Annotated in this window: 21 protein-coding genes and 2 pseudogenes; 2 read left to right on the forward strand and 21 right to left on the reverse strand. The window is 69.3% G+C overall.

The genetic code is table 11. The features are described 5' to 3' along the window. The first annotated feature begins 31 nt into the window (after positions 1 to 31). Positions 32 to 2,001 (forward strand): annotated as a pseudogene (locus ACYVGD_RS13590) (M13 family metallopeptidase). An 83-nt stretch (positions 2,002 to 2,084) separates the two neighbouring features. Here ACYVGD_RS13590 and ACYVGD_RS13595 read toward each other — a convergent pair. The 20 genes and pseudogenes from ACYVGD_RS13595 to ACYVGD_RS13690 all read right to left on the reverse strand — a co-directional run bounded on the left by ACYVGD_RS13595 (position 2,085) and on the right by ACYVGD_RS13690 (position 23,640). After that, positions 2,085 to 3,020, reverse strand: a complete 936-nt coding sequence (locus ACYVGD_RS13595) for an NADP-dependent oxidoreductase (protein ID WP_460744313.1) — start codon at positions 3,018 to 3,020, stop codon at positions 2,085 to 2,087. Positions 3,021 to 3,075: 55 nt separating this feature from the next. Next, positions 3,076 to 3,462 carry a hypothetical protein gene (locus ACYVGD_RS13600; RefSeq protein ID WP_460744314.1) on the reverse strand — a complete coding sequence of 129 codons (387 nt, stop codon included), beginning with the start codon at positions 3,460 to 3,462 and terminating at the stop codon, positions 3,076 to 3,078. Further along, entirely contained in the window at positions 3,462 to 4,847 is a 1,386-nt protein-coding gene (locus ACYVGD_RS13605; protein ID WP_460744315.1) for an amidase, read from the reverse strand. The genes ACYVGD_RS13600 and ACYVGD_RS13605 overlap by 1 nt, the downstream gene beginning before the upstream one ends. Before the next feature lie 62 nt (positions 4,848 to 4,909). Beyond that, entirely contained in the window at positions 4,910 to 5,110 is a 201-nt protein-coding gene (locus tag ACYVGD_RS13610; protein WP_460744316.1) for a hypothetical protein, read from the reverse strand. A gap of 150 nt (positions 5,111 to 5,260) precedes the next feature. Next, positions 5,261 to 6,244 (reverse strand): polyprenyl synthetase family protein, encoded by a 984-nt coding sequence (locus ACYVGD_RS13615; RefSeq protein ID WP_460744338.1) that lies wholly within the window; start codon positions 6,242 to 6,244, stop codon positions 5,261 to 5,263. Between the two features lie 42 nt (positions 6,245 to 6,286). Further along, the gene (gene nuoN / locus ACYVGD_RS13620) at positions 6,287 to 7,861 is read right to left on the reverse strand and encodes an NADH-quinone oxidoreductase subunit NuoN (protein ID WP_460744317.1); all 1,575 of its coding nucleotides are present in this window, start codon (positions 7,859 to 7,861) and stop codon (positions 6,287 to 6,289) included. Beyond that, positions 7,861 to 9,513: an NADH-quinone oxidoreductase subunit M gene (locus ACYVGD_RS13625; protein WP_460744318.1), complete on the reverse strand. Its 1,653-nt coding sequence runs from the start codon at positions 9,511 to 9,513 to the stop codon at positions 7,861 to 7,863. Before ACYVGD_RS13625 ends, nuoN begins: the two co-directional genes overlap by 1 nt. A gap of 14 nt (positions 9,514 to 9,527) precedes the next feature. Further along, positions 9,528 to 11,429 carry an NADH-quinone oxidoreductase subunit L gene (gene nuoL / locus ACYVGD_RS13630; RefSeq protein WP_460744339.1) on the reverse strand — a complete coding sequence of 634 codons (1,902 nt, stop codon included), beginning with the start codon at positions 11,427 to 11,429 and terminating at the stop codon, positions 9,528 to 9,530. Between the two features lie 73 nt (positions 11,430 to 11,502). Beyond that, a complete protein-coding gene (gene nuoK, locus ACYVGD_RS13635) occupies positions 11,503 to 11,802 on the reverse strand; it encodes an NADH-quinone oxidoreductase subunit NuoK (RefSeq protein WP_460744319.1) in 300 nt (99 codons plus the stop codon). Continuing rightward, complete coding sequence (locus ACYVGD_RS13640; protein ID WP_460744320.1) at positions 11,799 to 12,671, reverse strand: NADH-quinone oxidoreductase subunit J; 873 nt, start codon at positions 12,669 to 12,671, stop codon at positions 11,799 to 11,801. Before ACYVGD_RS13640 ends, nuoK begins: the two co-directional genes overlap by 4 nt. 5 nt (positions 12,672 to 12,676) lie before the next feature. Next, positions 12,677 to 13,291, reverse strand: coding sequence for an NADH-quinone oxidoreductase subunit NuoI (gene nuoI / locus ACYVGD_RS13645; protein ID WP_460744321.1), 615 nt, complete (start codon positions 13,289 to 13,291; stop codon positions 12,677 to 12,679). Then, the gene (gene nuoH, locus ACYVGD_RS13650) at positions 13,291 to 14,658 is read right to left on the reverse strand and encodes an NADH-quinone oxidoreductase subunit NuoH (RefSeq protein ID WP_460744322.1); all 1,368 of its coding nucleotides are present in this window, start codon (positions 14,656 to 14,658) and stop codon (positions 13,291 to 13,293) included. The genes nuoI and nuoH overlap by 1 nt, the downstream gene beginning before the upstream one ends. After that, a pseudogene (locus ACYVGD_RS13655) lies at positions 14,655 to 17,097 on the reverse strand (NADH-quinone oxidoreductase subunit G). The gene nuoH and the pseudogene ACYVGD_RS13655 overlap by 4 nt, the downstream one beginning before the upstream one ends. After that, positions 17,097 to 18,428: an NADH-quinone oxidoreductase subunit NuoF gene (nuoF, locus tag ACYVGD_RS13660; RefSeq protein ID WP_460744323.1), complete on the reverse strand. Its 1,332-nt coding sequence runs from the start codon at positions 18,426 to 18,428 to the stop codon at positions 17,097 to 17,099. Before nuoF ends, ACYVGD_RS13655 begins: the two are co-directional and overlap by 1 nt. After that, the gene (gene nuoE, locus ACYVGD_RS13665; protein ID WP_460744324.1) at positions 18,425 to 19,165 is read right to left on the reverse strand and encodes an NADH-quinone oxidoreductase subunit NuoE; all 741 of its coding nucleotides are present in this window, start codon (positions 19,163 to 19,165) and stop codon (positions 18,425 to 18,427) included. The genes nuoF and nuoE overlap by 4 nt, the downstream gene beginning before the upstream one ends. After that, on the reverse strand, positions 19,162 to 20,487 hold the full coding sequence (locus ACYVGD_RS13670; protein ID WP_460744340.1) for an NADH-quinone oxidoreductase subunit D: 1,326 nt from the start codon (positions 20,485 to 20,487) through the stop codon (positions 19,162 to 19,164). Before ACYVGD_RS13670 ends, nuoE begins: the two co-directional genes overlap by 4 nt. 65 nt (positions 20,488 to 20,552) lie before the next feature. Beyond that, entirely contained in the window at positions 20,553 to 21,320 is a 768-nt protein-coding gene (locus ACYVGD_RS13675) for an NADH-quinone oxidoreductase subunit C (RefSeq protein WP_460744325.1), read from the reverse strand. After that, a complete protein-coding gene (locus ACYVGD_RS13680; RefSeq protein WP_460744326.1) occupies positions 21,317 to 21,880 on the reverse strand; it encodes an NADH-quinone oxidoreductase subunit B in 564 nt (187 codons plus the stop codon). The genes ACYVGD_RS13675 and ACYVGD_RS13680 overlap by 4 nt, the downstream gene beginning before the upstream one ends. Positions 21,881 to 21,922: 42 nt before the next feature. Continuing rightward, the gene (locus ACYVGD_RS13685; RefSeq protein ID WP_460744327.1) at positions 21,923 to 22,285 is read right to left on the reverse strand and encodes an NADH-quinone oxidoreductase subunit A; all 363 of its coding nucleotides are present in this window, start codon (positions 22,283 to 22,285) and stop codon (positions 21,923 to 21,925) included. A 14-nt stretch (positions 22,286 to 22,299) separates the two neighbouring features. Then, positions 22,300 to 23,640 (reverse strand): geranylgeranyl reductase family protein, encoded by a 1,341-nt coding sequence (locus tag ACYVGD_RS13690; protein WP_460744328.1) that lies wholly within the window; start codon positions 23,638 to 23,640, stop codon positions 22,300 to 22,302. A 225-nt stretch (positions 23,641 to 23,865) separates the two neighbouring features. Here ACYVGD_RS13690 and ACYVGD_RS13695 point away from each other — a divergent pair, with 225 nt between their 5' ends. Next, positions 23,866 to 25,095: an isochorismate synthase gene (locus ACYVGD_RS13695; RefSeq protein ID WP_460744329.1), complete on the forward strand. Its 1,230-nt coding sequence runs from the start codon at positions 23,866 to 23,868 to the stop codon at positions 25,093 to 25,095. A 97-nt stretch (positions 25,096 to 25,192) separates the two neighbouring features. Here the strand turns inward: ACYVGD_RS13695 and ACYVGD_RS13700 are convergent, their stop codons facing one another. Next, positions 25,193 to 26,842, reverse strand: a complete 1,650-nt coding sequence (locus ACYVGD_RS13700) for a dihydroxyacetone kinase family protein (protein WP_460744330.1) — start codon at positions 26,840 to 26,842, stop codon at positions 25,193 to 25,195. Positions 26,843 to 26,924 lie beyond the last annotated feature (82 nt).

Genomic DNA, 26,924 nt, shown 5'->3' on the forward strand with positions numbered 1-26,924 from the left:
CGCCCGCTCCGGGGGCGGCTAGGCTGGCCGAATGACTGCTGCACCGGTTCTGGACCTCGACGACTTCGACCGCGGCGTACGCCCCGCCGACGACCTGTTCCGCTTCGTCAACGGTACGTGGCTGGCGAACGTCCGGATCGACGACGACAAGCCCGGCGCCGGGGCGTTCATCGAGCTCCGCGATGCCGCGGAGGCTGCGGTGCGCGACATCGTCACCGGTCTGACCGGAGGCGAGCCTGGCAGCGACGAGGCCCGCATCGCCGACCTGTACGCGTCGTTCATGGACACCGACCGCGCCGACGAGCTGGGCCTCGAGCCGCTGCGCGACCACTTGGAACGCATCGACACCGTCGCCTCGGTCGACGGGCTGATGGCGCTGTTCGGCCATCTCACCGGCCTCGGCGCGCGATCGGTCCTGGGCGCAGACGCCGACTCCGACCCTGGCCACCCGGACCGCTGCGTGCTGTTCGTCGGCCAGTCCGGTCTGGGCCTGCCCGACGAGGAGTACTACCGCGAGCGAGGTACGCCGAGATCCGCACGGCGTACGTGAACCACGTCGAGCGCACGCTCGCGCTGGCGGGGTTCGGCGACGCCGCCGAGGGCGCAGCCGCGGTCGTGCGGCTGGAGACCGACATAGCGGCAAGGCACTGGGACAAGGTCCGCTGCCGCGACATGGTGCAGATGTACAACCTGCAGACGTGGGCCGACTTCACCGCGGCGAGCGCGCTGCCGTGGGACGCGTACCTCGAGGCCGCGGGGATCCCCGAAGCCGCCGTCGCCGAGGTCGTGAACGCCCAGCCGAGCTTCTTCGCCGCCCTCGCCGAGCTGGTGACCGCCGAGCGCCTCGACGACTGGCGCTGGTGGGCACGGTTCGCACTGATCGGCTCGTTCTCGCCATACCTGTCGTCGGCGTACGTCGACGAGCGCTTCTCCTTCTACGGCACGGTCCTGTCCGGCGTACCCATCAACCGTGAGCGCTGGAAGCGCGGCGTCTCCCTGGTCGAGGGCACCCTCGGCGAGGCCGTCGGGCGCCTGTACGTCGAGCGCCACTTCCCCGTCGAGGCGAAGGCCCGCATGGACGAGCTCGTCGACAACCTGATCGAGGCCTACCGCCGCTCGATCACCGACCTCGACTGGATGACCGACGCCACCCGGGACGAGGCGCTCAAGAAGCTCGACCAGTTCACACCGAAGATCGGCTTCCCGGCGAGGTGGCGCGACTACTCCGCGCTGGAGATCCGCCGCGACGACCTCGTCGGCAACGTGGAGCGCGCCAATCGGTTCGAGCTCGACCGGGCGATCGCGAAGGTCTCGGAGCCGGTCGACCGCGACGAGTGGTTCATGACGCCGCAGACGGTCAACGCCTACTACCACCCACTCCGCAACGAGATCGTGTTCCCCGCGGCGATCCTGCAGCCGCCGTTCTTCAACGTCGACGCGGATGACGCCGTCAACTACGGAGGCATCGGCGCGGTCATCGGCCACGAGATCGGCCACGGCTTCGACGACCAGGGCTCCACGTGCGACGGCGACGGCCGCCTGCGTGACTGGTGGACCGACGACGACCGTGAAGCGTTCACCGCGCGCACGCGGTCGCTGATCGACCAGTACGCGGTCCTTTCGCCCGAGGGCGCCGACGGCCAGACCGTCAACGGCGAGCTCACCATCGGCGAGAACATCGGCGACCTCGGCGGGCTGTCCATCGCGTACAAGGCGTGGGAGATCGCCCAGCAGAACCGCGTGGCGGCCGACGAGGCGCCGGCGGCCGACCTGGACGGCTTCACGCCGGCGCAGCGGCTCTTCCTGTCGTGGGCGGCGGTGTGGCAGGCGAAGTTCCGTCCCGAGGCGGTCAAGCAGCGCCTGGCGACCGACCCCCATTCACCGAACGAGTTCCGGTGCAACCAGATCGTGCGCAACGTGGACGCCTTCTACGCGGCCTTCGGCGTACGCGATGGCGACGCCCTGTGGCTCGCCCCGGAGGACCGCGTCACCATCTGGTGATCCCTGCTCGCGCCGCATAACAGGCCGAAAACTCCATAACCGGCGTCCCAGGGCCTGTTATGGAGTTTTCGGTCTGTTGTGCCCTACACCTTGAGCACGATCTTGCCGCGCGCGTGGCCGGTCTCGAGCTCGCGGTGGGCGTCGGCGACCTGCTCGAGCGGGAGCACCTTCGACACCTCGAGCGACATCTCGCCGTCGGTGACGAGCCGGGCCAGCTGCTCCATCTCGCGGGGGAGGGCGTGGATCTTCGGGATGTGGGCCTCGATGCCCCGCTCCTGGGCGGGCGCGAGGTCGGCGAGCGACGGCAGTGTGACGATGCGCCCGCCCTCGACGAGGTGGTCGAGGGACTTCTCGAACACGTCGAAGTAGACGCCGTCCAGGATGACGTCCATCTTCGGCGTGACCTCGCGGAAGTCCTGCTGGGTGTAGTCGACGGCGGTCGCGCCGAGCTCGCGGAGACGGTCCTGGTTGCGGGTCGACGCGGTGGCCCACACGTCGGCACCGGCCGCAGCGGCCATCTGGACCATCATCTGGCCGACACCGCCGGCGCCGCCGTGGACGAGGACATTCTCGCCGCTGCGTACGCGGGCGAGCTCGTGGACGGCGATCCAGGCGGTGGTGCCGACGAGCGCGAGGCCACCGAGCGTCACGGCGTCGCCGTCGGCGGGGGCTGCGGAGAGGCACTCCGCGGGCAGGGAGACGTACTCGGCGTAGCAGTGGCCCGGATGGTTCGGCGGGGCCACGCCGAAGACGGCCTGGCCCGGCTCGAAGCCGCCCACGCCCTCGCCGACCTCCTCGACGAAGCCGTACGCCTCGCGACCGAGCACGAGGGGGAAGTCGTCGGGACCGATCGCCTTGCACATGCCCGAGGACCCGTCACGGATCTTGTAGTCGAGCGGGTTGACACCCGCGGTGACGACCTTGACGACGACGCGTCCGGGGGCGGCCGCAGGTTTGGGCCCCTCCCCCATGTGGAGCTCGTCAGCGGTCCCGAAACGGTCGATCTGTGCCTGTCGCATGGCCCCATTGTGGCGTCCCTGCCCGGGCGCGGGAAGGGCGACCGGCCGGCGGACATCAGTCGTCGGCGGGTCGGGGGCGGTTCCATGGTCGGTGGGCGAGCGTCAGCCACCAGACGGCCAGAAGGACGAGCACGCCCAACAGCAGCGACAGAAGGGACATCTCGGCGGTCTCGGCCTCGATCGCCTGGGCGACCATCGGTCCGGCGACGAGGCCGGCGGCGCCGAGGGTCACCAGGAGGCGGTCGCTGCGGAGCAGCCCCACGAAGAGGACCACGGAGACGACGAGGAAGCCCAGCGCCAGCGGGATCGAGCGCCCCACGAGGGCGGCACCGAGGACGAGGTTGACGACGCCGCCGACGGCGAACAGCACGATGGCGATGCTGTGGGCGAGCGTCATCGCCATGGTCGGCTCCTCGGCGGTGGGCAGTGCCTTCGGGCTCATCAGTCCTCCTCCAGGTCGAGTCCGAGCCCCAGCAGCAGGGCGTCGCGCAGTGGCTGTGCGGCGATCATCACCCCGAAGGGCAGCTCGACGCCGTCGACCACCTCACGGTGCAGCGGCAGCGAGATCGCGGGACGGCCGGTCAGGTTGAACACCGAAGTCCACGGCGTGAAGCGCGTCTGGGCGGCGAAGTCGGCCGCCGGGTCGTCGTCGTCGCGCAGGGAGCCGTGCGCGGCCGGCGGCTGGGCCAGCGTCGGCATGACCAGCACGTCGCACACCGGGTCCCAGGCGTTCGCGTACGCCCGGGACAGACGCTGCTGGGTGAAGACGGCCTCGGCGTACGCCTGCCCGCTCACACCCCTGCCCAGCTCGCGCAGCCAGCGGCTCAGCGGGCGCAGCCGGTCCTCCATCGGCTCGGGCACGGGCGCGCCGAGTGCCAAGACGGCCCACATGCACTGAAACGCCTGCCACTGCTCGGCGAGGTCGGCGCAGTCGGGCACGTCGACGATCTCGTGGCCGCGGGCGGCGAGGCGGTTGAGGGTGACGTCGACGGCGCGCAGCGCGGCGGGGTGGACGAGCGCGTCCGGGTCGACGAGTCCCCGGCGCAGCACGCCGACCCTCAGCCGTGGTGTGGGGGCGTCCAAGCCGGTCAGGAAGCTCTCGTAGGGCGCGAGGTAGGTGTCCCCCGGCCACCGGCGCGATAGGACGTCCAGGGCGGCCGCCGTGTCGCGAACGTCGCGGGTGAGCACGCCCTGCGTCGCCAGTCCCGGGCCGTCCCCGAGGTGGGGTCCGGGCGAGACGCGGCCGCGCGAAGGCTTCATGCCGACGAGGCCGCACGCGGACGCCGGGATGCGGATGGATCCGCCACCGTCGGAGCCGTGGGCGATGGGCACGATCCCGGACGCGACCGCGACCGCGGCGCCACCGGACGAGCCGCCCGCACCACGGCTCGGGTCGAACGGGGTGCTGGCCGGCCGGTGTCCTTCCGGCTCGGTGTAGCAGGGCAGACCGAACTCGGGGGTCGCCGTCTTGCCGAGCATCACCGTGCCTGCCTCGCGCAGCAGCGTCACGGTCCCGTCGTCCCACGTGCCGACGTTGCCGCGCAGCGCGGCCGAGCCGGCCTCGTAGGGGACGCCCTTGACGGAGTTCAGGTCCTTGATCGGGCACGCTACGCCGAACAGCGGCCCCGGCGTGAAGTCGGGGTCGGCCAGCCGGGCGTCGAGCTCCCGGGCCTGCGTACGCGCCCGCTCGTCGGCGACGTGGACGAAGGCCCCCAGCTGGTCAGCTCGGGCCGCCTCGAGGGCGCGGTCGGTCACCTCCGTGACCGAGACCTCCCGGCGGCGGATCAGGTCGGCCAGCGCGAGCGCCGTAGACGCGAAGTGCTCCACGCGGCCGATCCTAGGCCACGTGGAGCACTCCACGATCGTTCGGTCAGTCAGAGCCTCGGGGCTCAGGCACCCGTCTTGGCGAGGCCGCCCGAGGAGTCCTTGTCGGGGCGCCAGGACGGGGTCGGCTGAGGCGTCGGGGTGGCCGACGGGGTCGGCTGACGCGTCGGGGTGGCCGACGGGGTCGGCTGACGCGTCGGGGTGGCCGACGGGGTCGGCTGAGGCGTCGGGGTGGCCGACGGGGTCGGCGTGGGGGTCGCGGTCACGGTGCCCACGCGAACCGGTGCGGTGTCGGGTGGCCGGAATGACGGTGACACCTTCACCCACTCGCGAGCAACCAAAGAGGCCAAAATCGCCAATTCGGTGTTCAGTGCGGCCGGCTCGAATTCACAATGGTCCCATCCATCGCTCCCGGCTCAGGCAGAACGCGTGACGACCTGGTCGCACAACGCCGACAGCGCGTCGCGCGCCGGCCCCTCCGGGAGCACCGCCAAGTGTCCGCGGGCGGCCTCCGCGCGGCGGCGTACCTCGGCCCGCGACTCCTCGATCGCCGGGTGGCGGCGCAGCAGCGCGATCGCCTCGGCGAGCTCCTCGTCGTCGGACAGGTCGGACGCGATCAGCTCCTTGAGGCGCGCGTCGGCGAGGTCGGTCGAGCGGCGGACCAGCAGCGTCGGCAGCGTCGCCACGCCCTCGCGCAGGTCGGTGCCCGGAGTCTTGCCCGTCTCGTCGGAGGTGATGTCGATGATGTCGTCGGACAGCTGGAACGCCATGCCGACCTCCTCGCCGAAGGCCGACAGGGCCTCGAGCACCTGCGGCGACGCCTTCGAGACCATGCCGCCGAACACCGCCGAGGTGGCGATGAGCGAGCCGGTCTTGTCGGCCAGCACCTGCAGGTAGTGGTCCAGCGGGTCGACGCCGTCGGCCGGGCCGACCGTCTCGGCGATCTGACCCTGGACGAGGCGCGCGAAGGTACGCGCCTGCAGACGCACGAAATCGGTGCCGAGGTCAGCGACCGTGTCGGACGCGCGGGCGAACAGGAAGTCGCCCACGAGGATGGCGACCGTGTTGTCCCAACGACGGTTGGCCGAGGGTACGCCGCGGCGCAGCTCGGCGTCGTCCATGACGTCGTCGTGGTAGAGGCTGGCCACGTGGGTCAGCTCGACGACGAGCGCCGCTCTGGTCACGTCGTCGTCGCTGGCACCCTCGCCGAAGTGGGAGGCGAGGACGACCAGCAGCGGACGGAAACGCTTGCCGCCGGCGGAGATGATGTGCTGCGCCGCCTCGGTGACCATCGGGGTGTCGCCGTGCGCGGACTCCAGCAGGCTCTCCTCGATGGTGGCCAGACGGGCCTTGACCGTCTCGGCGAAGGCCTCGTCGGTCACGGCGTCAGATGTCGACAGCACAGATCTCCTCTCGGGCATACCGGTGAAGGTATGGCGACGTCAGCGAATGAACTCGCTGGCCCTGGTGGCCACGTCCATCAGCGGACCGGGCAGGATGCCGAGACCCAGCGTGGCCACGCATCCTACCGCGACGGCGATCCAGGTCATCCAGCTCGGGGCCACCACACGAGCATCACCCGACGGGTCGGAGAAGAACATCACCATGATCACGCGCAGGTAGAAGAAGGCGGCGACCAGGGAGCACAGGACCGCGACCACGACGAGCCATGCGAAGCCGCCACGCCACGCGGCGGCGAACACGGCCCACTTGCCGATGAAGCCCGACGTCAGCGGGATGCCCGCGAACGACAGCAGGAACAGCGCGAACACCGCGGCGATGCCGGGGTTCTTGCGGCCCAGGCCCGACCAGGACTTCAGCGAGGTGACCTCGCCGCCGGCGTCGCGGACCATCGTGACGATGGCGAACGCGCCCACGGTCGTGAGGCCGTACGTGGCCAGGTAGAACATGATCGCCGACAGCGACGTGAGCTGGCCGGCGGGAACGCCGGTCGCGCCCTGGGCGGCCCCCGTGACCGCGGTCAGGATGAAGCCCGCGTGGGCGATCGACGAGTACGCCAGCATGCGCTTGACGTCGGTCTGGGTGATGGCCAGCAGCGAGCCGACGACCATGGTCGCGACGGCGACGGCGGCCATGAGCGGCTGCCAGTCCCAGCGGGCGCCACCGAGGGCGACGTAGAACACTCGCAGCAGCGCGCCGACCGCGGCGATCTTCGTGCAGGCCGCCATGAAGCCGGTCACCGGCGTCGGGGCGCCCTGGTAGACGTCGGGCGTCCACGAGTGGAAGGGCACCGCACCGACCTTGAACAACAGGCCCACGGCCACCAGGCCCAGACCGCCGAGCAGCAGCATCGGCGAACCCGTGCCGTTGCGCGAAGCCGTGTCGATGGCCGACATCGTGAAGTCGCCCGCGTAGCCGTACAGGAGCGCCGCGCCGTACAGGAAGAACGCCGACGACAGCGCGCCCAGCAGGAAGTACTTGAGCGACGCCTCCTGCGACAGCAGGCGGCGACGGCGGGCCAGGCCGCACATCAGGTACAGCGGCAGTGACAGGACCTCGAGGGCGATGAACATCGTCAGCAGGTCGTTCGACGCCGGGAAGATCATCATGCCGGTGAGGGCGAACATGAGCAGCGGGTAGATCTCGGTGTGCTCGAGGCGGTTGAGGATTGCCTCCTTCTCTGCGGGCGTGCCCGGGACCGACGCGGCCTGCGGCGTGAACGCCGTGTTGCCGCCACCCAGCCGGCGCTCGCCGAAGACCAGCAGGCTGACCAGCGTGAGGACCAGCAGCATCGACCACAGGAAGTAGGTCGGCGCGTCGAGGGCGATCGAGCCCATGGCGCCGATCATCACGGGCGCGGTGAGCCAGTTGATGACCGTCAGCGCCAGCGCGGCGACGATGCCGAACGCCGACAGGCCGATCTGGATGCCGGCCCGGCCCCTGCGGGGCAGGAACGCCTCAACGCCGACCTGGAGGCAGGCCATTCCGAAGACGACGAACAGGGGTGCGAGCTGGGCGTACTCCAGCACGGGCACCTGGAACGTGTCCGAGTTCATCAGTTGTGTCCCTTCGCGAGCTGCGGCTGCGGATCGGTCATGCCGACGCGCTGCATGGTGGCCTGCACGGCCGGTTCGATCAGGTCGAGCATCGGCTTCGGGAAGAAGCCGAACACCAGGATCAGGGCGATCAGCGGCGCGATGGCCAGCTTCTCGCGCCCGGTCAGATCGAGGGGCGTGGTCGAGGTGGTGGCGGTGCGGGTCGCCGTCGCCGTGGCGGCGGTCGCCCCGTGGCCGTGGTCGTCGTCGTGAGCGGCATGGCCGCCCCCGGCGTACTCACCGTTGAAGTCCACCGGGTCGGCCGTCCCGCCGAAGGCCTTGGCCGTCTGCTCGGTGACCGGACCGGTGAAGATCCGCTGGTACATCCACAGGCAGTAGACGGCAGACAGAACCATGGCGATGGTCGAGATGCCGGCGACGACCGGGTTCCGCGCGAACGAGCCGGCGATGACCATGAACTCCGAGATGAAGCTCGACATGCCGGGCAGCGCCGCTGAGGACAGGCCGCCGAACAGGAACAGGCCCGCCATGACAGGGGCGACCTTCTGCACGCCGCCGTACGCGGAGATCTGGCGCGAGCCACGACGCTGCACGAGGTAGCCGGCCACGAGGAACAGCACCGCCGTGGAGAACGCGTGGTTGAACATGTAGAACGTCGCACCCGTCATCGACACCGTCGTGAAGGAGAAGATGCCCATCACGATGAAGCCGAAGTGGCTGATCGAGGTGAAGGCGATCAGGCGCATCATGTCCTTCTGGCCGATGGCGGCGAGCGCGCCGTAGACGACCGAGATCAGCGCCAGCACGATCACGACCGGGGAGGCCCAGCGCGACGCCTCGGGGAACAGCTCAAGGCAGAAGCGGATCATGCCGAACGTGCCGATCTTGTCGAGGAGGCCGACCATCAGCGTGGAGCTGCCGGCCGTGCCCTCCTCGGCGGCGTCGGGCAGCCAGGTGTGGAACGGCACCATCGGGGCCTTCAGCGCGAACGCGATGAAGAAGCCGAGGAACAGCCAGCGCCCGGTGCTTCCGTCGATGTCCAGCTTGGCGAGGTCGGCGAGCAGGTAGCTCGGCGCGCCAGCCCTGGCGGACACCGCGTACAGGCCGATGACGGCAGCCAGCATGATCAGACCGCCGGCGAGGCCGAACAGCAGGAACTTGATGGCGGCGTACCCGCGGCGACGGCCGCCGAAGCCGCCGAGCAGGAAGTACATCGGGATCAGCGTGGCCTCGAAGAAGAGGTAGAACAGCAGCACGTCGGTCGCCATGAAGACGAACAGCGACAGCGACTCCAGCGCCAGGACGAGGCCGAAGTAGACGTGGCTGCCCCAGCGGTCGTCGGAGTCGACGGTGTCCCAGGAGGCCATCAGGACGATGGGGGTCAGGATGACGGTCAGCAGCACCATCGTCAACGACACCCCGTCGACCGGGCCGAGCGACCAGTACGCCCCGAAGGCGCGGATCCAGGGCAACTTCTCGCTCACGTCGGTGCCACCGGCCACGAGGACGGCCACGGCGACGCCGACGGCCAAGGTGATCAGTGAGAAGACCAGTCCGAGCGTACGCGCGGACCGGGCGTCCCTCACCATCATGAGCACGGCCGCGCCGAGCATCGGCAGGAGACCCAGCAGGGTCAGCCAGGGGAAATTCATTACGACTCCTCCCCTCAGGCCAGCCGGCCGAGGATCATGACGAAGCCCACGAGGGCGGCGCCAGCCACCATCGTCAGCGCGTAGGAGCGGACATAGCCCGTCTGCAGACGACGTGCCATCGTGGACAGGCCACCGATGGTTCCGGCGGTCCCGTTCACCGCCCCGTCGACCTGGTGCTCATCGAAAGCGGCGACGCCCGTGGCGAGCCCCATCGCGGGATCGATGACGAAGATCTTGTTGATGTCGTCGCCGTACAGGTCGTGACGCGCGGCGTTCTCGAAAGCGTTGCCCGAGGGGGCGTCACGCGGGATCCGACCGCGGAAGACCAGCCAGCCGGCGAGGACGCCGAGGGCGACCGCCGCCAACGTGATCAGGCCGATCGGCGAGGTGAACCCGGCGAGCAGGTCGGCGGTGTGGGTATGGCCGCCGGTGGCCGGGTCGAGCCAGCCACTGATCCAGCCGTTCATCGCCACACCGGCGACGAGCGACAGGACGGCGAGCACCACGAGCGGGACGGTCATGACGGCCGGCGACTCGTGCGGGTGGATGCCGTCCTCCCAGCGCTCCGTGCCGAAGAACGTCATCATCATCATGCGCGTCATGTAGTAGGCGGTGATGAACGCGCCGATCAGCGCGCACACGCCCATCAGGGTGTTGTGCTCGAACGCCGCCTCGATGATGTGGTCCTTCGAGAAGAAGCCCGCGGTGAACGGGAAGCCGATGATCGCCAGATAGCCCGCCCCGAATGTCAGGAACGTGACCTTCATGGCCTTCGACAGCGCGCCGTAGTGGCGCATGTTCACGTCGTCGCCCATGCCGTGCATCACGGAGCCGGCGCCGAGGAACATGTTGGCCTTGAAGAAGCCGTGGGTGATCAGGTGGAAGATCGCGAACGCGTAACCGGCCGGGCCGATGCCCGCGGCGAGCATCATGTAGCCGATCTGGGACATCGTCGAACCGGCGAGCGCCTTCTTGATGTCGTCCTTCGACGTACCGATCCAGGCGCCGGCGAGCAGGGTGATCGTGCCGATGATCGCGACCGCGGTCGACGCCAGCGGCGTCTCGGCGTAGATCGCGTGGGAGCGCGTCACCAGATAGACGCCGGCGGTGACCATCGTGGCGGCGTGGATGAGGGCCGAGACCGGGGTCGGGCCCTCCATCGCGTCCAGCAGCCACGACTGCAGGGGCACCTGGGCCGACTTGCCGCAGGCGGCCAGCAGCAGGAACAGACCGATCATCGTGACCGTCAGCGAGCCCGTACCGAACAGGGTGCCGGAGGCGGTGGCCATGCCGTGGACGCGCTCGTTGACCTCCTCGAATTTCACTGTGCCGAAGGTCGCGAACATCGTCGCCATGGCGAGCGCCAGGCCGATGTCACCGACGCGGTTGACCACGAACGCCTTCTTGCCGGCGGCGGCCGCGGAGTGCTTGTGCTGCCAGAACGAGATCAGCAGGTAGGACGCGAGGCCCACACCCTCCCAGCCCAGGAACAGGCCCAAGTAGCCGTCCGACAGCACCAGCGTGAGCATGGCGGCGATGAACAGGTTCAGGTAGGCGAAGAAGCGGCGACGCCGCTCGTCGTGGGCCATGTAGCCGATCGAATAGATGTGGATCAGCGAACCCACGCCGGTGATCAGCAGCACGAACAGGATCGACAGCTGGTCGACCAGCAGGCCCAGGTTGACGTGCCACGGTCCGACGCCGATCCACTCCCACAGCGGGACGACGATGCGTCGCTTCGCCTCGTCGGCGAGGAACATCTCGACGAAGATGCAGGCACCGATCGAGAACGACGCCAGCGAGGCGAGCGTGCCGAGCCAGTGGCCCCACGCATCACTCGCGCGGCCCAGCAGCAGGAGCACGGCGGCCGAGACCAGCGGGATGGCGATGGTGAGCCATGCCAGCGAGGTCATCATGGAGAAGGGCTCCACGACGGGGGTGACTCCCTCCAGGATCGGGAGGGCGGTGAAGACGGTCATGCCATGCACCTCAGAACTTCAGCAGGTTCGCGTCGTCGACCGAAGCCGAGCGTCGCGTTCGGAAGATGGACACGATGATCGCGAGACCCACCACGACCTCGGCAGCGGCGACGACCATCACGAAGAAGCTCGCGATCTGGCCGTTGAGGTTGCCGTGGACGCGGGAGAAGGTCACCAGCGCGAGGTTCGAGGCGTTCAGCATCAGCTCGACCGACATGAAGGCGACGATCGCGTTGCGGCGCATCATGAAGCCCACAGTCCCGATCGTGAAGAGGATCGCGGACAGGATCAGGTAGTTGTTCGGGTTCACTTCTCCCCCTCGGCTTCGTCGATGGCGCGGGCGGGCAGCGAGCTCGCCGGGGCCCCGTTGACCGAGGAGGCGTCGCCGTCGAGCGCCGCAACGGTGTGGCGCGTGGCCTCGGCAAGAGCGTGGCCGTCGACCACGGTGCCGCGACGCACGAGAGTCGGCGACACCGAGCCTTCGGCCATAGAGCCGTCCGGCAGCAGCGCCGGGGTGTCGACCGCGTTGTGGCGGGCGAACACGCCGGGCGTCGGCAGCGGGCCGGGATGCTTGCCGGTCTTGGCGTACGCCTGCATGCGCTCGCCCATCTTGGCGCGCTGGGTGATCTTCTCGCCCACGCGCTCGCGGTGGGCCAGGACCATCGCGCCGAGCGCGGCGGTGATCAGGAGCGCCGAGGTCGTCTCGAAGACGAACACGTAGCGGCTGAAGATCAGGTACGCCAGCGCCGTCACGTTGCCCTGCGGGTTCAGCGTGCCGTCGGCGTTGCGGACGACGTTGGCGCCGTCGATGCCGACGACCTGGCTCTCGACCACCGCGTTGCCGACCACGAAGATCAGCAGCGCGCCGAACGCGAGGGCGGCGATGATCGCCATCACGCGCTGGCCGCGCAGCGTCTCCACCAGCGAGTCACGCGCGTCGACACCCACGAGCATGAGCACGAACAGGAAGAGCATGAGGATCGCGCCGGTGTAGACGATGATCTGCACGGCGAAGAGGAACGGGGCCCCCTGCGCGGCGTACTGCACCGCCAGCGAGACCATGACCACGGCCAGCGACATGGCCGAGTGCACCGCCTTCTTCGACAGGATCATGCCCAGGGCACCCAGCACCATGAACGGTGCCAGCACCCAGAAAGCGACCGCCGAAGCGGTGACCATCGGAATCACTGGGGTCCTCCCACCTGGATGGAGCTCGGGTCGACGTGGCCCGGGTCCGGCACGCCGTGGCCAGCCTCGGCCGGGCTCGCGGTCGTGCCCGTACGCGTGTCGGGCTGGCCGGAGGCCGGCAGGCCCAGGAAGTAGTCCTTCTCGTCGTCGCCGAGGCGACGGGGGTGAGGGGGCTGCTCCATGCCCGCGAGGAGCGGGGCCAGCAGGTCCTGCTTCTCGTAGATCATCTTCTCGCGGGTGAAGTCGGCCAGCTCGAACTCGTTGGTCATCGTCAGCGCACGCGTCGGGCACGCCTCGATGCACAGGCCGCACAGGATGCAGCGCAGGTAGTTGATCTGGTAGACGCGGCCGTAGCGCTCGCCCGGGGAGAAGTTCTCCCCGTCGACGTTCGACGCGCCCTCGACGAAGATCGCGTCGGCGGGGCACGCCCACGCGCACAGCTCGCAGCCGACGCACTTCTCCAGGCCGTCGGGCCAGCGGTTCAGCTGGTGGCGACCGTGAAAGCGCGGCGCGGTGACCTTCGGCTTGAGGGGGTAGTCCTCGGTGAAGGTCTTGCGGAACATCGTCTTGAACGTGACACCGAAGCCCGCCCAGGCATCGAGAAAGCCCATCAGAGATCATCTCCCGTGTTCGAGTTAGCGGTGGTGGCACCTTTGCCGCCGGTGGTCGAGCGGTCGTCGGGGACGGTGACGACGTCGGCAAGCTCAGGCAGCTTCTGCCCCTTCATCGGGGGCACCGGGTAGCCGCCCGCGTACGGGTCGAACGAGCCGGCCGGCTGCGGGGCGTTGAGCGGCTTCTCCTCCTCCTGCTTCCCGCCGAAGAAGGCGAACCAGCCGAGCGCGCAGAGGATGATCACCGCGCCGATGATCGCCGGGATGTTCGGGCCGTCGACCTTGTGGAGGTTGAGGCTGCGGATCGAGGCGACCGCCATGATCCAGCCGATGGAGATCGGGATGAGCCACTTCCAGCCGAAGCCCATGAACTGGTCGTAGCGCAGACGCGGGAGCGTGCCGCGCAGCCACACGAACATGAAGATGAACAGGATGATCTTCAGCGTGAGCCACACCGGACCCATCCACGCGCTGTCTAGGACACTGTGGCCGTGCAGCGGCCACGGGGCGTGCCAGCCACCGAGGAAGAGCGTCACGGCGATCGCCGACACGTTGACCATGTTGATGTACTCGGCCAGGAAGAACATGGCGAAGCGGAAGCCCGAGTATTCGGTGTGGAAACCGCCGACGAGCTCCGACTCGCACTCCGGCAGGTCGAAGGGCGCGCGGTTGGTCTCGCCGACCATCGAGATGACGTAAACGATGAACGACGGGGCGAGCAGCAGGAAGTACCAGCCCGGGATCGGCAGCTGGACGCCGCCGAACAGGTTGATCGGCTGCTGCTGGGCCTCGACAATCTCCGACGTCGACATCGAGCCGGCGAACATGAACACCGTCACGAACGACAAGCCCATCGCGACCTCGTAGGAGATCATCTGCGCGCTCGAACGCAGGCCGCCGAGCAGCGAGAACGTCGAGCCGGACGACCAGCCAGCGAGCACGATGCCGTAGATGCCGACCGAAGCGAGCGCCAGGATGCCGAGCACGGCGACCGGCATGTCGGTCAGCTGGAGCGTCGTCCGGTGGCCGAGGATCGTGACCTCACCACCGAACGGGATCATCGACAGGATCGAGAAGGCCGGGATCGCGACGAGGTAGGGCGCCAGGTTGAAGATGAAGGCCTCAGCATTCTTGGGACGCAGGTCTTCCTTCACCATCAGCTTCACGCCGTCGGCCAGCGACTGGAACCAGCCGCCGGGGCCGTTCATGATCGGGCCGACGCGATGCTGCATCTTGGCGACGACCTTGCGCTCGAACACGATGTTGAACAGTGTGAACAGCAGGAGGTACACCAGCAGCACGGCGCCCTTGATGGCGGACAACCACCAGGGGTCGTTGCCGAACAGGGACATCTCGAGCGGCATCATGCCAGGTCTCCTTCGGGAGAGTGGGTGGCCGAGTCGGCGGCGGACGCGGCCACACGGACCAGGTCGCCGGGGACCGCGCCGAGGTGCGTCGACAGACGCAGCCCGCGAGCAGCCATCGGGAGCCAGACCACACCGTCGGCCATGCCTTCGGTGATCGCTAGCGGGAGGACCACACGGCCCTCGCCTCGGGAGACCTCGACCAGGTCCCCGTCGGTGAGGCCACCGGCCATGGCCTCGTTCATGCGCACGACCGGCGTACGCGCAGTCGCCAGCAGGGCGGGCTCGCCGTCGGTGCCGCGGGAGTCGTCGATCATCTCCCGGTGGGCGGCTAGGACGGCCTCCCCCGCACCGGGCTCCAGCACGCTGGCTGCGCCCTCGCGCGGCATCTCGGCGCGGGCGCCATCCCACGGTCCGAGCTCGTCGAGCTCGGCCTTGGCCTGCTGCGGCGTACGGAAGCCGAGGTCGGCACCGAGGCCGTCGGCCAGCGCCGCCAGCACGCGGAGGTCGCTCATCACGTTGCGGTCGACGTTGAGGAACTGCTGGAGCGGACGCTCGCGACCCTCCCAGTCGACGAACGTGCCCGAGCGCTCCTCGATGACCGACACCGGGAACACCACGTCGGCGCGCTCGGTGACCTGCGACTCGCGGGACTCCAACGACACGACGAAGTCGGCGTTCTCGAGGCCGTCGATCGCCGCAGCGGGGAAGCGCATGTCGGCCGGCTCGACACCGCCCACGACCAGCGCCCTCAGGCGCCCTTCGGCCGCCGCTCCCAGCATCGCGTCGGCATCGAGGCCGCCCTCGCCGGGCAGGCCCTCGACACCCCAGACCGACTGGACGTCGACGCGCGCCTGGGCATCGACGACCTGACGGCCGCCGGGCAGGAGGTTCGGCAGGCAGGCAGCCAGCCTCCAGCGCACCGCGGTCGCCTGCACGGCGCGGGATCCACGCCAGCTTGGCGCCACCGCTGTGGACCAGGTCGAGCACGGCCGTGAGCAGGCCGAGCGTGCCGCCGGCGCGCTCGCCCACCAGCACCACGGTGTCGGGGTCGACACCGAGGCCCGCGAGGACGCGGGGCTCGTTGCCGGGCTGGGTCGCGACGAGCCGGGCCTTCAGCTTGGCCGAGCCCTTCGACAGGAACGGGGCCACCGTGACAACCTCGAGGTTGTTCCTGCGGACGGCCTTGCGCAGCCGCAGGAAGACCATGGGCGACTCGTCCTCGGGCTCGAACGCCACCAGGACGACCTTCTTCGCTCGCTCGAGGTCGGCGTACGTGGTCTGGAGGCCGGTGCCCGCGACCGCGTTGGCCAAGAAGCCGCCCTCCTCGACCGTGTGGACACGGCTGCGGAAGTCGATGTTGTTCGTCTTCAGGACGGCGCGCGCGAACTTGGAGTACGCGTACGCGTCCTCCATCAGCAGGCGGCCGCCGGGCAGGACGCCCACCGACGAGCCCGCCGCACGCAGGCCGCGCACGGCCACGTCGATCGCCTCGGCCCACGAGGCCGGACGCAGGACGCCGTCCTCACGGACCAGCGGGGTGCGTACCCGGTCGTCGCCGCGGTTGGAGACGAAGCCGAAACGGCCCTTGTCGCAGTTCCACTCCTCGTTGACCTCGGGGTCCTCGCCAGCAAGGCGACGCATGACCTCGCCGCGGCGGTGGTCGACGCGCAGGGAGCAGCCCGACGCGCAGCCTTCGCACACCGACGGCGTGGAGACCAGGTCGAACGGGCGCGAGCGGAAGCGGTACGCCGCCGACGTGAGCGCGCCCACGGGGCAGATCTGGATGGTGTTGCCCGAGAAGTAGGACTCGAATGGCTGCTTCTCGTAGATGCCGACCTGCTGGAGCGCGCCGCGCTCGACCAAGGCGATCATCGGGTCACCGGCGATCTGCTCGGAGAAGCGGGTGCAGCGCGCGCAGAGCACGCAACGCTCGCGGTCGAGCAGGACCTGCTTGGAGATGTTGATCGGCTTCGGGTAGGTCCGCTTGACGCCCTCGTAGCGCGACTCGCCGTGACCGTGCGACATCGACTGGTTCTGCAGGGGGCACTCGCCACCCTTGTCGCAGATCGGGCAGTCGAGCGGGTGGTTCATCAGCAAGAACTCGAGCATGCCCTCCTGCGCCTTCTGGGCGACGGGAGAGCTGAGCTGCGTACGGATCTGCATGCCCGGGGCGACCTGCAGCGTGCAGGAGGCCTGGGGCTTCGGCATGCCGCGGCCGTTGCCCGCGTCCGGGACCTCGACGAGGCACTGGCGGCACGCGCCGACCGGGTCGAGCAGCGGATGGTCGCAGAAGCGCGGGATGTCGATGCCGACGGCCTCGGCGGCACGGATGGCCAAGGTGCCCTTCGGCACCGATACCTCGATGTCGTCGATCGTCAGGGTGACGAGCTCGGGCTTCGGGGCGACCTCGCCCTCGGCCGGGTGGTTGGTGACAGTCATCAGTGGGCCCCCACAGTCATCGGCTCGGCGGCGAAGAGCGCGCTCTTCTCATACGGGAACAGCTCCCACGCAGGCGTGTGCGTGCCCTGCTCGAACTCATCGCGGAAGTGGGCGATCGCCGAGGTCACGCAGGCCACGGCACCGTCGGCGAGCGCGCAGAACGAGCGGCCGCCGATGTTGTCGCACAGGTCGAGCAGCTTGTCGATGTCACCTTCCTGGCCCTTGCCGGCCTCGAGGCGCATCAGGATCTGGGTCAGCCACCACGAGCCCTCGCGGCACGGCGTGCACTTGCCACACGACTCGTGCTTGTAGAACTCGACCCAACGCAACGTCGAACGGACCACCGAGGTCGTCTCGTCGAAGCACTGGAGGGCCTTGGTGCCCAGCATCGTCTTGGCCCCGGCCATGCCCTCGTAGTCGAGCGGCAGGTCGAGGTATTCGTCGGTGCCAGGCAGGATCGGCGTCGACGAGCCGCCCGGGGTCCAGAACTTCAGGCGGTGGCCGTTGCGTACGCCACCGGACAGATCTAGCAGCTGGCGCAGCGTGATGCCCATGGGCGCCTCGAACTGGCCGGGGCGGTTCACGTGGCCCGACAGCGAGTAGATCGTCATGCCCTTGGACTTCTCGGTGCCCATCGCCGAGAACCATTCCTTGCCGTTGTCGATGATGCACGGCACCGATGCGATCGACTCCACGTTGTTGATGACCGTGGGCGACGCGTACAGGCCGGCGACAGCGGGGAACGGCGGACGCAGGCGAGGCTGGCCGCGTCGACCCTCGAGGGAGTCGAGCAGCGCCGTCTCCTCGCCGCAGATGTAGGCGCCGGCACCGGAGTGGATCACCAGGTCGATGTCGTAGCCCTTGCCGAGGACGTTCTTGCCGAGGTAGCCGGCCGAGTAGGCCTCGCGCACCGCCTGCTGGAGGCGGCGGGCGACGTGGAGGACCTCACCACGCACGTAGATGAACGCGTGGTTCGCTCCGATCGCGTACGCGGAGATGATGACGCCCTCGACCAACGTGTGGGGCGAGGCCATCATCAGCGGGATGTCCTTGCAGGTGCCCGGCTCCGACTCGTCGGCGTTGACCACGAGGTATTTCGGGTTCGGGTTGTCCTTGGGGATGAAGGACCACTTCATGCCCGTCGGGAAGCCGGCGCCACCGCGGCCGCGCAGGCCCGCGTCCTTGACGGTCGCGACGATGTCGTCGGGCGACATGTCGAGGGCCTTGCGCAGCGCGTTGTAGCCGCCGCGACGCTCGTAGTTCGACAGCTTCCAGGCGCGATCGTCGGCCCAGTTGGCCGACAGGACCGGGGTCAGCAGGTCGATGCTCACTTGTTCTCCTCCTGGACCGGTGCCGGCGGCAGGTTGTTCGGATCGGGCGCCTGCCAGCCCTTCTCGCGCGCGATCTCGAGACCGAGGACCGACTCGGGACCCGCGGCGGGGCCCTCGTCGGCGCGGCCGTCCGGGAAGCCGGCGAGCACCCGCTCGGCCTCGCGCCAGCTGGTGATCGTCGCCCCGCGAGACGCCTGCACTGTTTCACCGGCGCGCAGCGCGTCGACGAGTTCGATCGCCGACGTCGGCGTCATGTTGTCGAAGAATTCCCAGTTGACCATCATCACCGGCGCGTAGTCGCACGCCGCGTTGCACTCGAGGTGCTCCAGCGTGATCGCGCCGTCGGCGGTGGTCTCGTCGTTGCCGACACCGAGGTGGTCCTGCAGCGCGGCCAGGATGTGGTCGCCGCCCATGATCGCGCAGAGCGCGGTGGTGCAGACGCCGACGTGGTGCTTGCCGACCGGCTTGCGCTTGTACATCGTGTAGAACGTCGCGACGCCCGACACCTCGGCCTCGGTGATGCCGAGGACCTCGGCGCACACCTCGATGCCGCGGGGGCTCACGCGCCCGTCGACCGACTGCACCAGGTGGAGCGCCGGCAGCAGGGCCGAACGGGCCTGCGGGTAGCGGGCCGCGATCTGGCGGATCTCCTCGACGGTCTCGGCGGTGATGAATGTGTCCTCGTTGGACAGGTCCACACCACCGGAATTCTCGAAGTGGGTCTTGAAACCACTCATCGGTCCACGCCTCCCATCACGGGGTCGATCGAGGCGACCGCGACGACCACGTCGGACATGAGGGCACCCTCGCACAGCGCGGGCACCGCCTGCAGGTTGTTGAACGCGGGGTCACGGAAGTGGGCGCGCCACGGGCGCGTCGTGCCGTCGGAGACCACGTGGGCGCCGAGTTCGCCCTTCGGCGACTCGACCGGGGCGTACGCCTGACCGGCCGGGACCTTGAAGCCCTCGGTGACGATCTTGAAGTGGTGGATCAGCGCCTCCATGGACTCGCCCATGATGTGCTTGATGTGCTCGTTGGAGTTGCCCATGCCGTCGGAGCCGAGGGCCAGCTGGGCCGGCCATGCGATCTTCGGGTCGGCGACCATGACGGGCGCGCCCTCCATCTTCTCCAGCCGCTCGATGCACTGCTCGACGATGCGCAGCGACTGCCAGCACTCCTCCTGGCGGACCAGGAACTTGCCGAAGGCGTCACCCATCTCGTTGACGGGGACCTCGAAGTCGTAGGTCTCGTAGTCGAGGTAGGGCTGCTTCTTGCGCAGGTCCCAGTCGATGCCGGTGGAGCGAAGCATCGGGCCGGTGATGCCCAGCGCCATGCACGAGGCCGCGTCGAGGTAGCCGACGCCCTTCATGCGGCCGAGGAAGATCGGGTTGGCGTTGCAGAACTGCTTGTATTCGGGCAGGTGCTTGTGGAGCCAGCGAACCGTCTCCTTGACCTTCTCCAGTTCGACGTGGGTCACATCGTTGGCGACACCGCCGGGGCGGATGTAGCCGTGGTTCATGCGCAGGCCCGTGATGGCCTCGAACGCGTCGAGGATCATCTCGCGGTCACGGAAACCGATCGTCATGACCGTCAGGGCGCCGATCTCCATGCCACCGGTGCCGAAGCACACCAGGTGGGAGGCGATGCGGTTGAGCTCCATCAGCATGACGCGGATGACCTTGGCCTTCTCGGGCACGTCGTCCTCGATGCCGAGCAGCCGCTCGACGCCCATGCAGTAGGTCGCCTCCTGGAAGAACGGCGTCAAGTAGTCCATGCGGGTGCAGAACGTGACGCCCTGGGTCCAGGAGCGGAACTCCATGTTCTTCTCGATGCCCGTGTGGAGGTAGCCGATACCGGCACGCGCGGTGCGGATCGTCTCGCCCTCCATCTCGAGGATCAGGCGGAGCACGCCGTGGGTCGACGGATGCTGGGGGCCCATGTTGACCACCAGGAGCTCATCGCCGCGTTCGGCCTGGCTCGAGACGATCTCGTCCCAGTCCTGGCCGGAGGCGGTGTAGACGGTCGCACCCTCCTCGGCGGGGTCGCCGGAGGTGTACATGTCGTGGTCGGCGATCACCGGATCGGTGTTGCTCACGGTTTCCTCGTTGTCGTGGCGGGTGGACATCAGTAGCTCCTCCGCTGGTCGGGCGGCGGGATCGTGGCGCCCTTGTATTCCACAGGCACGCCGCCCAGCGGGTAGTCCTTGCGCTGGGGGTGGCCGGGCCAGTCGTCCGGCATCAGGATGCGCGTGAGGGCCGGGTGGCCGTCGAAGACGATGCCGAACATGTCGTAGGTCTCGCGCTCGTGCCAGTCGGCGGCCGGGTAGGTCGCCACGATCGACGGCAGACGCGGGTCGTCCTCGGAGCACGAGGCCTCGAGGCGTACGCGACGATTATGGGTGAGCGACTGCATGTGGTAGACCGCGTGCAGCTCGTTGCCCTTGTCGGACGGGTAGTGGACGCCCGAGACGCCCGAGCAGTGCTCGAAGCGCAGGCGCGGGTCGTCACGCAGCGAGCGGGCCAGGTCGGCCAGCTGGTCGCCGTGGACGTAGAGGGTCAGCTCGCCGCGGTCGACGACGACCTTCTCGATCGCGCCCGGGACGAGCTGTTCGAGCCGCTGGACGACCTCGTCGTACCAGCCGCCGTAGGGAGGCATTGTCGCCTGCGGCTTGTAGACCTGGCGAACGATGCCGCCGTAGCCGGAGGTGTCGCCGGAGCCGCCACCACGACCCCACATGCCCCTGCGGGTCTCGAGGACCTCGGGCTGGGGCGTGATGGGGTCCAGACCGGCGTCGCCCGACTCGGCTCCTTGGGGGCCCGTCGGCGACGCGGGCTCGCCCGCAGGCTTGTTCTCGTGCGGGTTGCCCTTGTTGTCGCGGATGGGATCACTCATCGCAGCAGGCCCTTCATCTCGTGCGTGGCGGGAGCGGAGAGGGCGGCGCGCTCGCGCTCCTCGCGCTCGGCGATCTCGTGGGGGCCCATCTTCAGCTTGGCGACCTTCTGCTTCTTCAGCTTGAACATCGCGTCGATCAACATCTCGGGGCGCGGCGGGCAGCCGGGCACGTAGACGTCGACGGGGACGATGTGGTCGACGCCCTGGACCACGGCGTAGTTGTTGAACATGCCGCCCGACGAGGCGCACACGCCCATCGCCATGACGAACTTCGGGTTCGGCATCTGGTCGTAGACCTGGCGCACAATCGGCGCCATCTTCTGCGACACGCGGCCGGCGACGATCATCAGGTCGGCCTGGCGCGGGGAGGGTCGGAAGACCTCCTGGCCCCAGCGCGAGGCGTCGTAGCGGGGAGCGCCGTAGGTCATCATCTCGATCGCGCAGCACGCGAGACCGAAGGTGACCGGCCAGAACGACGCCTGACGCATCCAGCCGACGAGGCCCTCGACGGTGGTCAGCGCGATGCCCGCGGGGAGCTTGTCCTCGAGCCCACCAGCCATATCAGTCCTTCTTCCTAGTCGAATCGATGTCGTACACGGGGCTCACTGGTCCCACTCCAGACCGCCGCGGCGGATGATGTAGATGTAGGCGATGAACACCGTGATGACGAACAGGATCATCTCGATGAGCGCGAACGCGCCGAGCTTGTCGAACGTGACCGCCCACGGGTAGAGGAACACGATCTCGATGTCGAAGACGATGAACAGCATCGCGGTGATGTAGTACTTCACGGGGAAGCGGCCACCGCCGATGGGCTGCGGCGTGGGCTCGATGCCGCACTCGTACGAGTCGTACTTGGCGCGGTTGTAGCGACGCGGGCCGAGCTGCATGGTGACCAGGAGACCGCCGGCGACGAAGGCCGCGGCGATGGCCAGCATGATGACCAGAGGCAGGTAGATGTTCATCGTTCTTCCTTCGATCAGACCGACGGGGCGATCCGCGTCAGCGTGTTGATCAGCTTGTCCATGGCATCACCGTCGTTCTCGTCGGTGAGGTTCGCCAGCAGCTTGAGGGTGAACTTCATCAGCGTGCGGCGCGGCAGTCCGTATTTCGTGCAGAGCTTCATGATCTCCGGGTTGCCGATGAGCTTCACGAAGATCCCGCCGAGGCGGTAGTAGCCGCCCAGCTCGTGCTGGAGGCGCTTGGGGTAGGCCTGCAGAGCGCGCTCGGCCTGGGCGGTGCCCACACCGCGGTAGTGGGCCTCGGCGATGGCGTCGGCCGCGTATTCGCCGGCCTCCATCGCGTACGCGATGCCCTCGCCGTTGAACGGGTTGACCATGCCACCCGAGTCGCCCACGAGCACGAGGCCGCGCGAGTAGTGGGGGACGCGATTGAAGCCCATGGGCAGCGCGGCGCCGCGGATCTCGTTGACGCGGTTCTCCTCGCGGAAGCCCCACTCGGCCGGCGTGTTGTCGAGCCAGCGCTTCATGAGCTCCTTGTAGTCGGTCTTGCCGAACGCCGAGGAGGTGTTGAGGATGCCGAGGCCGATGTTGCAGGTGCCATCACCCATGCCGAAGACCCAGCCATAGCCGGGCAGGAGGTTCGACTCGTTCGGCTTGCCGTCCCACAGCTCGAGCCACGACTCCATGTAGTCGTCGTCGTGGCGCGGGCTCTCGTAGTAGGCACGGACGGCCACACCCATGGGGCGGTCGTCACGCTTCTGCAGGCCCATGGCGATGGGCAGGCGGGCCGAGTTGCCGTCGCAGGCGACGACAGAGGGGGCGCGGAACTCGCGGCCGTCCTTGGAGCGGACGCCGACGATGCGGCCGGTGTCGTCGAGGATCGGCGCGGTCACGTTCGTGTTCTGGAACAGCGTGGCGCCGCTGGAGACGGCGTTGCGGGCCAGCAGGTCGTCGAAGTCGGCGCGCGGGCGAACGAGTCCGAAGTTCGGGAAGTCGTCCAGGTCGGGCCAGTCGAAGACGAACGGCTTCTCGCGTCCGGCGTACACGCGGAGGCCGCGGTTGTGGAGCCAGCCGTTCTCCTCGGACGTGTCGATGCCCAGCCGGATGAGCTGGCGGGTCGCGCGCGGCGTCAGGCCGTCGCCGCAGACCTTCTCGCGCGGGAACTCGGCCTTCTCCAGCAGGGCCACCTGCAGCCCGCGGCGGGCGAGGTGGGTGGCCGTGGCGGAGCCTGCGGGCCCGGCACCGACCACGATGACGTCGGCGTGCGTGACATCTCCCTGGCCGTCCAGCGGGCCTCCGGCGACCTGCTGGTCATCGGCGGCGTGGCGGGGGTTGACCCCATTCGGGTCGAGAGACATGAACACTCCTGAGGCGCTCGTGAAATCAGTCACTAACGTCCGCAGTCTAGGCCCAAGGTCTCGGGGTTCTCCAAACGGGTAGGACCATGGTGTCGAGAATGTGATTGCCCTTACACACAAAGAAAAGTCACGTCATTATTAAGCCACTGGCATGTTGCGTAAATCTATTCCTTGGGGCGCACGGATCGCGGTGCTCATCCGGCCCGGGAGACTAGGATGCGGCGCGTGAACTCGACCGGGGACCTGTATGCACGCACCGTGGAGATCGCCGACCCGGGCGACCTCGACACACTCTTCCCCGGTGCGCTGACCACCGTGTGGCTGCGCCGCGGCGACGGCATGGTCGGCAGCGGCGAGATCCTGCGCACGGAGTTCGAATCGATCGCCGACGCCGAGGCCTGGTGGAAGCAGACGGTGGGCACCATCCACCACGAGGGCGACCTCGGCCTCGCCGGCAGCGGTCCCGTCGCGTTCGGCTCTTTCACGTTCGACCAGGGTCACACGGGCATGCGGTCGGTGCTGGTGGTGCCGCGGGTCGTCGTCGGCCGTCGCGACGGGCGCTGCTGGGCGACGGTCACGGGCACGTCCCCCGACGACCTCGCGGTCCCCGAGCTGGGCCACGAGCGGCCCGGCTCCCCCGGCCCCATCTCGTACGCCGACGGCGCGCTGTCGGGGCCCGCCTGGGAGGGTGTCGTCGCCGAGGCCGTCGAGCGCATCCGCCGCGGCGACCTGGGCAAGGTCGTGCTGGCCCGCGAGCTGCTCGCGACCGCGGACGCACCGATCGACCCGCGCTGGGTGGTGACGAGACTGGCCTCGGCGTACGAGCGGTGCTGGACGTTCCTGGTCGACGGGATGGTCGGCGCCTCCCCGGAGATGCTGGTGCGTCGCGAGGCCGGCCTGGCGACGTCACGCGTGCTGGCGGGCACGATCCAGCGCACCGCCGACGCCGACGCCGACCGCGCGCTCGCGGTCGGGCTGGCCCGCTCGAGCAAGGACCTCGGCGAGCACGAGTACGCGGTGGAGTCGGTCGCGAAGGCGCTCGCGCCGCACTGCACGGGCATGAACGTGCCCGACACGCCCTACGTGCTGGAGCTGCCGAACGTGTTCCACCTGGCCTCCGACGTCACCGCCGTCGCCGGCGAGGGCGTGACGTCGATGTCGCTGGCCGCCGCGCTCCACCCGTCGGCGGCCGTCTGCGGCACGCCCACCCACGACGCCCGCCTGTTGATCCGTGAGATCGAGGGCCTCGACCGCGGCCGCTACGCCGGGCCGGTCGGCTGGGTCGACGCGTCCGGCGACGGCGAGTGGGCCATCGCGCTGCGCTGTGGCCGCCTCGACGGCAGGCAGGCGCGCCTGTACGCCGGCTGCGGCATCGTCGCCGACTCCGACCCCATGGCGGAGCTCGCCGAGACCAACGCGAAGCTCGTCCCGATGCGCGACGCGCTGGAGGGCTGACCCGGATCGACGGGACCCGAGCCCGATCGCACCCAAGTGCGAACGACACGCCGACCGCACGGCGTGTCGTTGCGAGTTCAGTTCGATCCGGCTCGGCTCACGCGATGCCGCTGCCCGCCCGTAGGAAGTACGCCACCACGAGCGCTCCGGGGTCGGCCACGCCACGACCGACCTCACCGACATAGCTCGCGCGGCCCTTCGACGCGGTGGTCTCCGCGGTTCTTTCCGCCCCCTCGAGGGCCGCATCAGCGGCGGCTGCCAGGACCTCGCGCACGTCCTTCCCTGCGTCCACGGCGTGCCGGGCCGCCTCGGCGGCCGGCACCATGGCGTCGACCATCGTCTTGTCGCCCGGACTCGCGCCGCCGAGCTCGCGTACGCGGCCCGTCGCCTGCTCCAGGCCCGCCGCGATCCCCTCCGGCGTCCAGGCGGCGGCCTCGCGGCCCAGCGTCCGGAACCACAGCGCATACAGGGGGCCGGACGTGCCGCCGATCGACGCGTACGCTGCCGCCAGCGCGACCAGCGCGTCGGATTCCTCGCGCTCGCGGTAGCGCCCGACGGCCGTACGCAGGTTGTCGCCGAAGTCGCCGTCGCCCGCCTTGCGGTCGAGCTCGCCGAGCTCGTCGGCCTTGTCCTCGGCGACGTCGGCGAAGGCATCGACCCAGGCGCGGACCTCGTCGCGGTGCGCGCCTGGGTCGTCACCGCCGAGCGAACCGTCGACGCACGGTGCCTGGCGCGGCTTCGTCGCCGGCCGCCCATCGAGGCGTACGCCGCGCCACGCGGAAGTCATGACCGGCGCGTCCCAGAGCTCGAGCAGCTCGTCGTCCATGGCGACGACGGTGAGTGACAGACCGCGCATGTCGAGCGAGGTCACGAGGTCGCCGACGAGCGCCCGGGCGACCTCAAGCTCGCGGAAGCCGAGCGCGTCCAGGGCGTGGGCCATCGCGGCGTGCAGCTCGAGCGGCGTGGTCGAACCGAGCCCGTTCATGATCACCAGCAGCGGGCCCTCGGCGTCGAGATCGTCCAAGAGATCGTCGACCATGCGGCCCACGAGCTTCTCGAGGCCCTCGTCGGGCAGGCGGTCGGTGCCGCGCTCGCCGTGGATGCCGACGCCATACTCGACCTCGTTGTCGGGCAGGTCGAACGCCTGCTCGCCGCCGAACCCGGTGCCAGCAGCCTGCGCGGCGCCGATCGAGCGGGCACGGTCGACGACGCGGCGCCCGAGCTCGGCGACCTCGGCCAGCGGACGCCCGGCCTCGGCGGCGGCCCCGCAGACCTTCTCCACCACGACGGTGGCGACGGTGCCGCGGCGGCCGGGGTGTTCCCCGCGTACGCCGGACGGGACGTCGTCGTCGACCAGAACCGACTCGACCTGCATGCCGGCGGCGCGACACTCGTCGGCGGCCATCGTGAAGTTGATGACGTCGCCTGTGTAGTTCTTGATCACCTGCACCACGCCGTCGCCGGTGTCGACCGCGCGCATGGCGGCGATGACCTGCTCGGCCGACGGCGAGGCGAACACCTCACCGGGCACGGCAGCGTCCAGCATGCCCTCCCCCACGAACCCGGCGTGGAGCGGCTCGTGGCCGGACCCGCCGCCGGAGACGACGGCGACGCCGCGCTCCTTCGGTGTGGCCCGCACGACGAGACGGGGATCGGTGCCCAGGGCTACCAGGTCGGCGTTGACCGCGCAGAAACCGCGCAGCCCGTCGGTGATGGCCTCGGCGTTGTCGGCGACGAAGTGACGCATGACGCCCAGTCTGCCCGGGGGTGGATCGGCGTACGCGGGCGGGTGTGCCGTGAGCACAGATCGGTCCCGGAAGCCGTCGCCC

The sequence above is a fragment of the Mariniluteicoccus endophyticus genome (assembly GCF_054780035.1).

Excerpts from the sequence above, each read along its gene's own strand:
- ACYVGD_RS13595 (WP_460744313.1), bottom strand. The coding sequence starts at position 3,020 with ATGCGACAGGCACAGATCGACCGTTTCGGGACCGCTGACGAGCTCCAC.
- ACYVGD_RS13600 (WP_460744314.1), bottom strand. The coding sequence starts at position 3,462 with ATGAGCCCGAAGGCACTGCCCACCGCCGAGGAGCCGACCATGGCGATG.
- nuoN (WP_460744317.1), bottom strand. The coding sequence starts at position 7,861 with ATGAACTCGGACACGTTCCAGGTGCCCGTGCTGGAGTACGCCCAGCTC.
- ACYVGD_RS13625 (WP_460744318.1), bottom strand. The coding sequence starts at position 9,513 with ATGAATTTCCCCTGGCTGACCCTGCTGGGTCTCCTGCCGATGCTCGGC.
- nuoL (WP_460744339.1), bottom strand. The coding sequence starts at position 11,429 with ATGATGACCTCGCTGGCATGGCTCACCATCGCCATCCCGCTGGTCTCG.
- ACYVGD_RS13640 (WP_460744320.1), bottom strand. The coding sequence starts at position 12,671 with ATGGTCACCGCTTCGGCGGTCGCTTTCTGGGTGCTGGCACCGTTCATG.
- nuoI (WP_460744321.1), bottom strand. The coding sequence starts at position 13,291 with ATGGGCTTTCTCGATGCCTGGGCGGGCTTCGGTGTCACGTTCAAGACG.
- nuoH (WP_460744322.1), bottom strand. The coding sequence starts at position 14,658 with ATGATGCCGCTCGAGATGTCCCTGTTCGGCAACGACCCCTGGTGGTTG.
- nuoE (WP_460744324.1), bottom strand. The coding sequence starts at position 19,165 with ATGAGTGGTTTCAAGACCCACTTCGAGAATTCCGGTGGTGTGGACCTG.
- ACYVGD_RS13670 (WP_460744340.1), bottom strand. The coding sequence starts at position 20,487 with ATGTACACCTCCGGCGACCCCGCCGAGGAGGGTGCGACCGTCTACACC.
- ACYVGD_RS13675 (WP_460744325.1), bottom strand. The coding sequence starts at position 21,320 with ATGAGTGATCCCATCCGCGACAACAAGGGCAACCCGCACGAGAACAAG.
- ACYVGD_RS13680 (WP_460744326.1), bottom strand. The coding sequence starts at position 21,880 with ATGGCTGGTGGGCTCGAGGACAAGCTCCCCGCGGGCATCGCGCTGACC.
- ACYVGD_RS13685 (WP_460744327.1), bottom strand. The coding sequence starts at position 22,285 with ATGAACATCTACCTGCCTCTGGTCATCATGCTGGCCATCGCCGCGGCC.
- ACYVGD_RS13690 (WP_460744328.1), bottom strand. The coding sequence starts at position 23,640 with ATGTCTCTCGACCCGAATGGGGTCAACCCCCGCCACGCCGCCGATGAC.
- ACYVGD_RS13700 (WP_460744330.1), bottom strand. The coding sequence starts at position 26,842 with ATGCGTCACTTCGTCGCCGACAACGCCGAGGCCATCACCGACGGGCTG.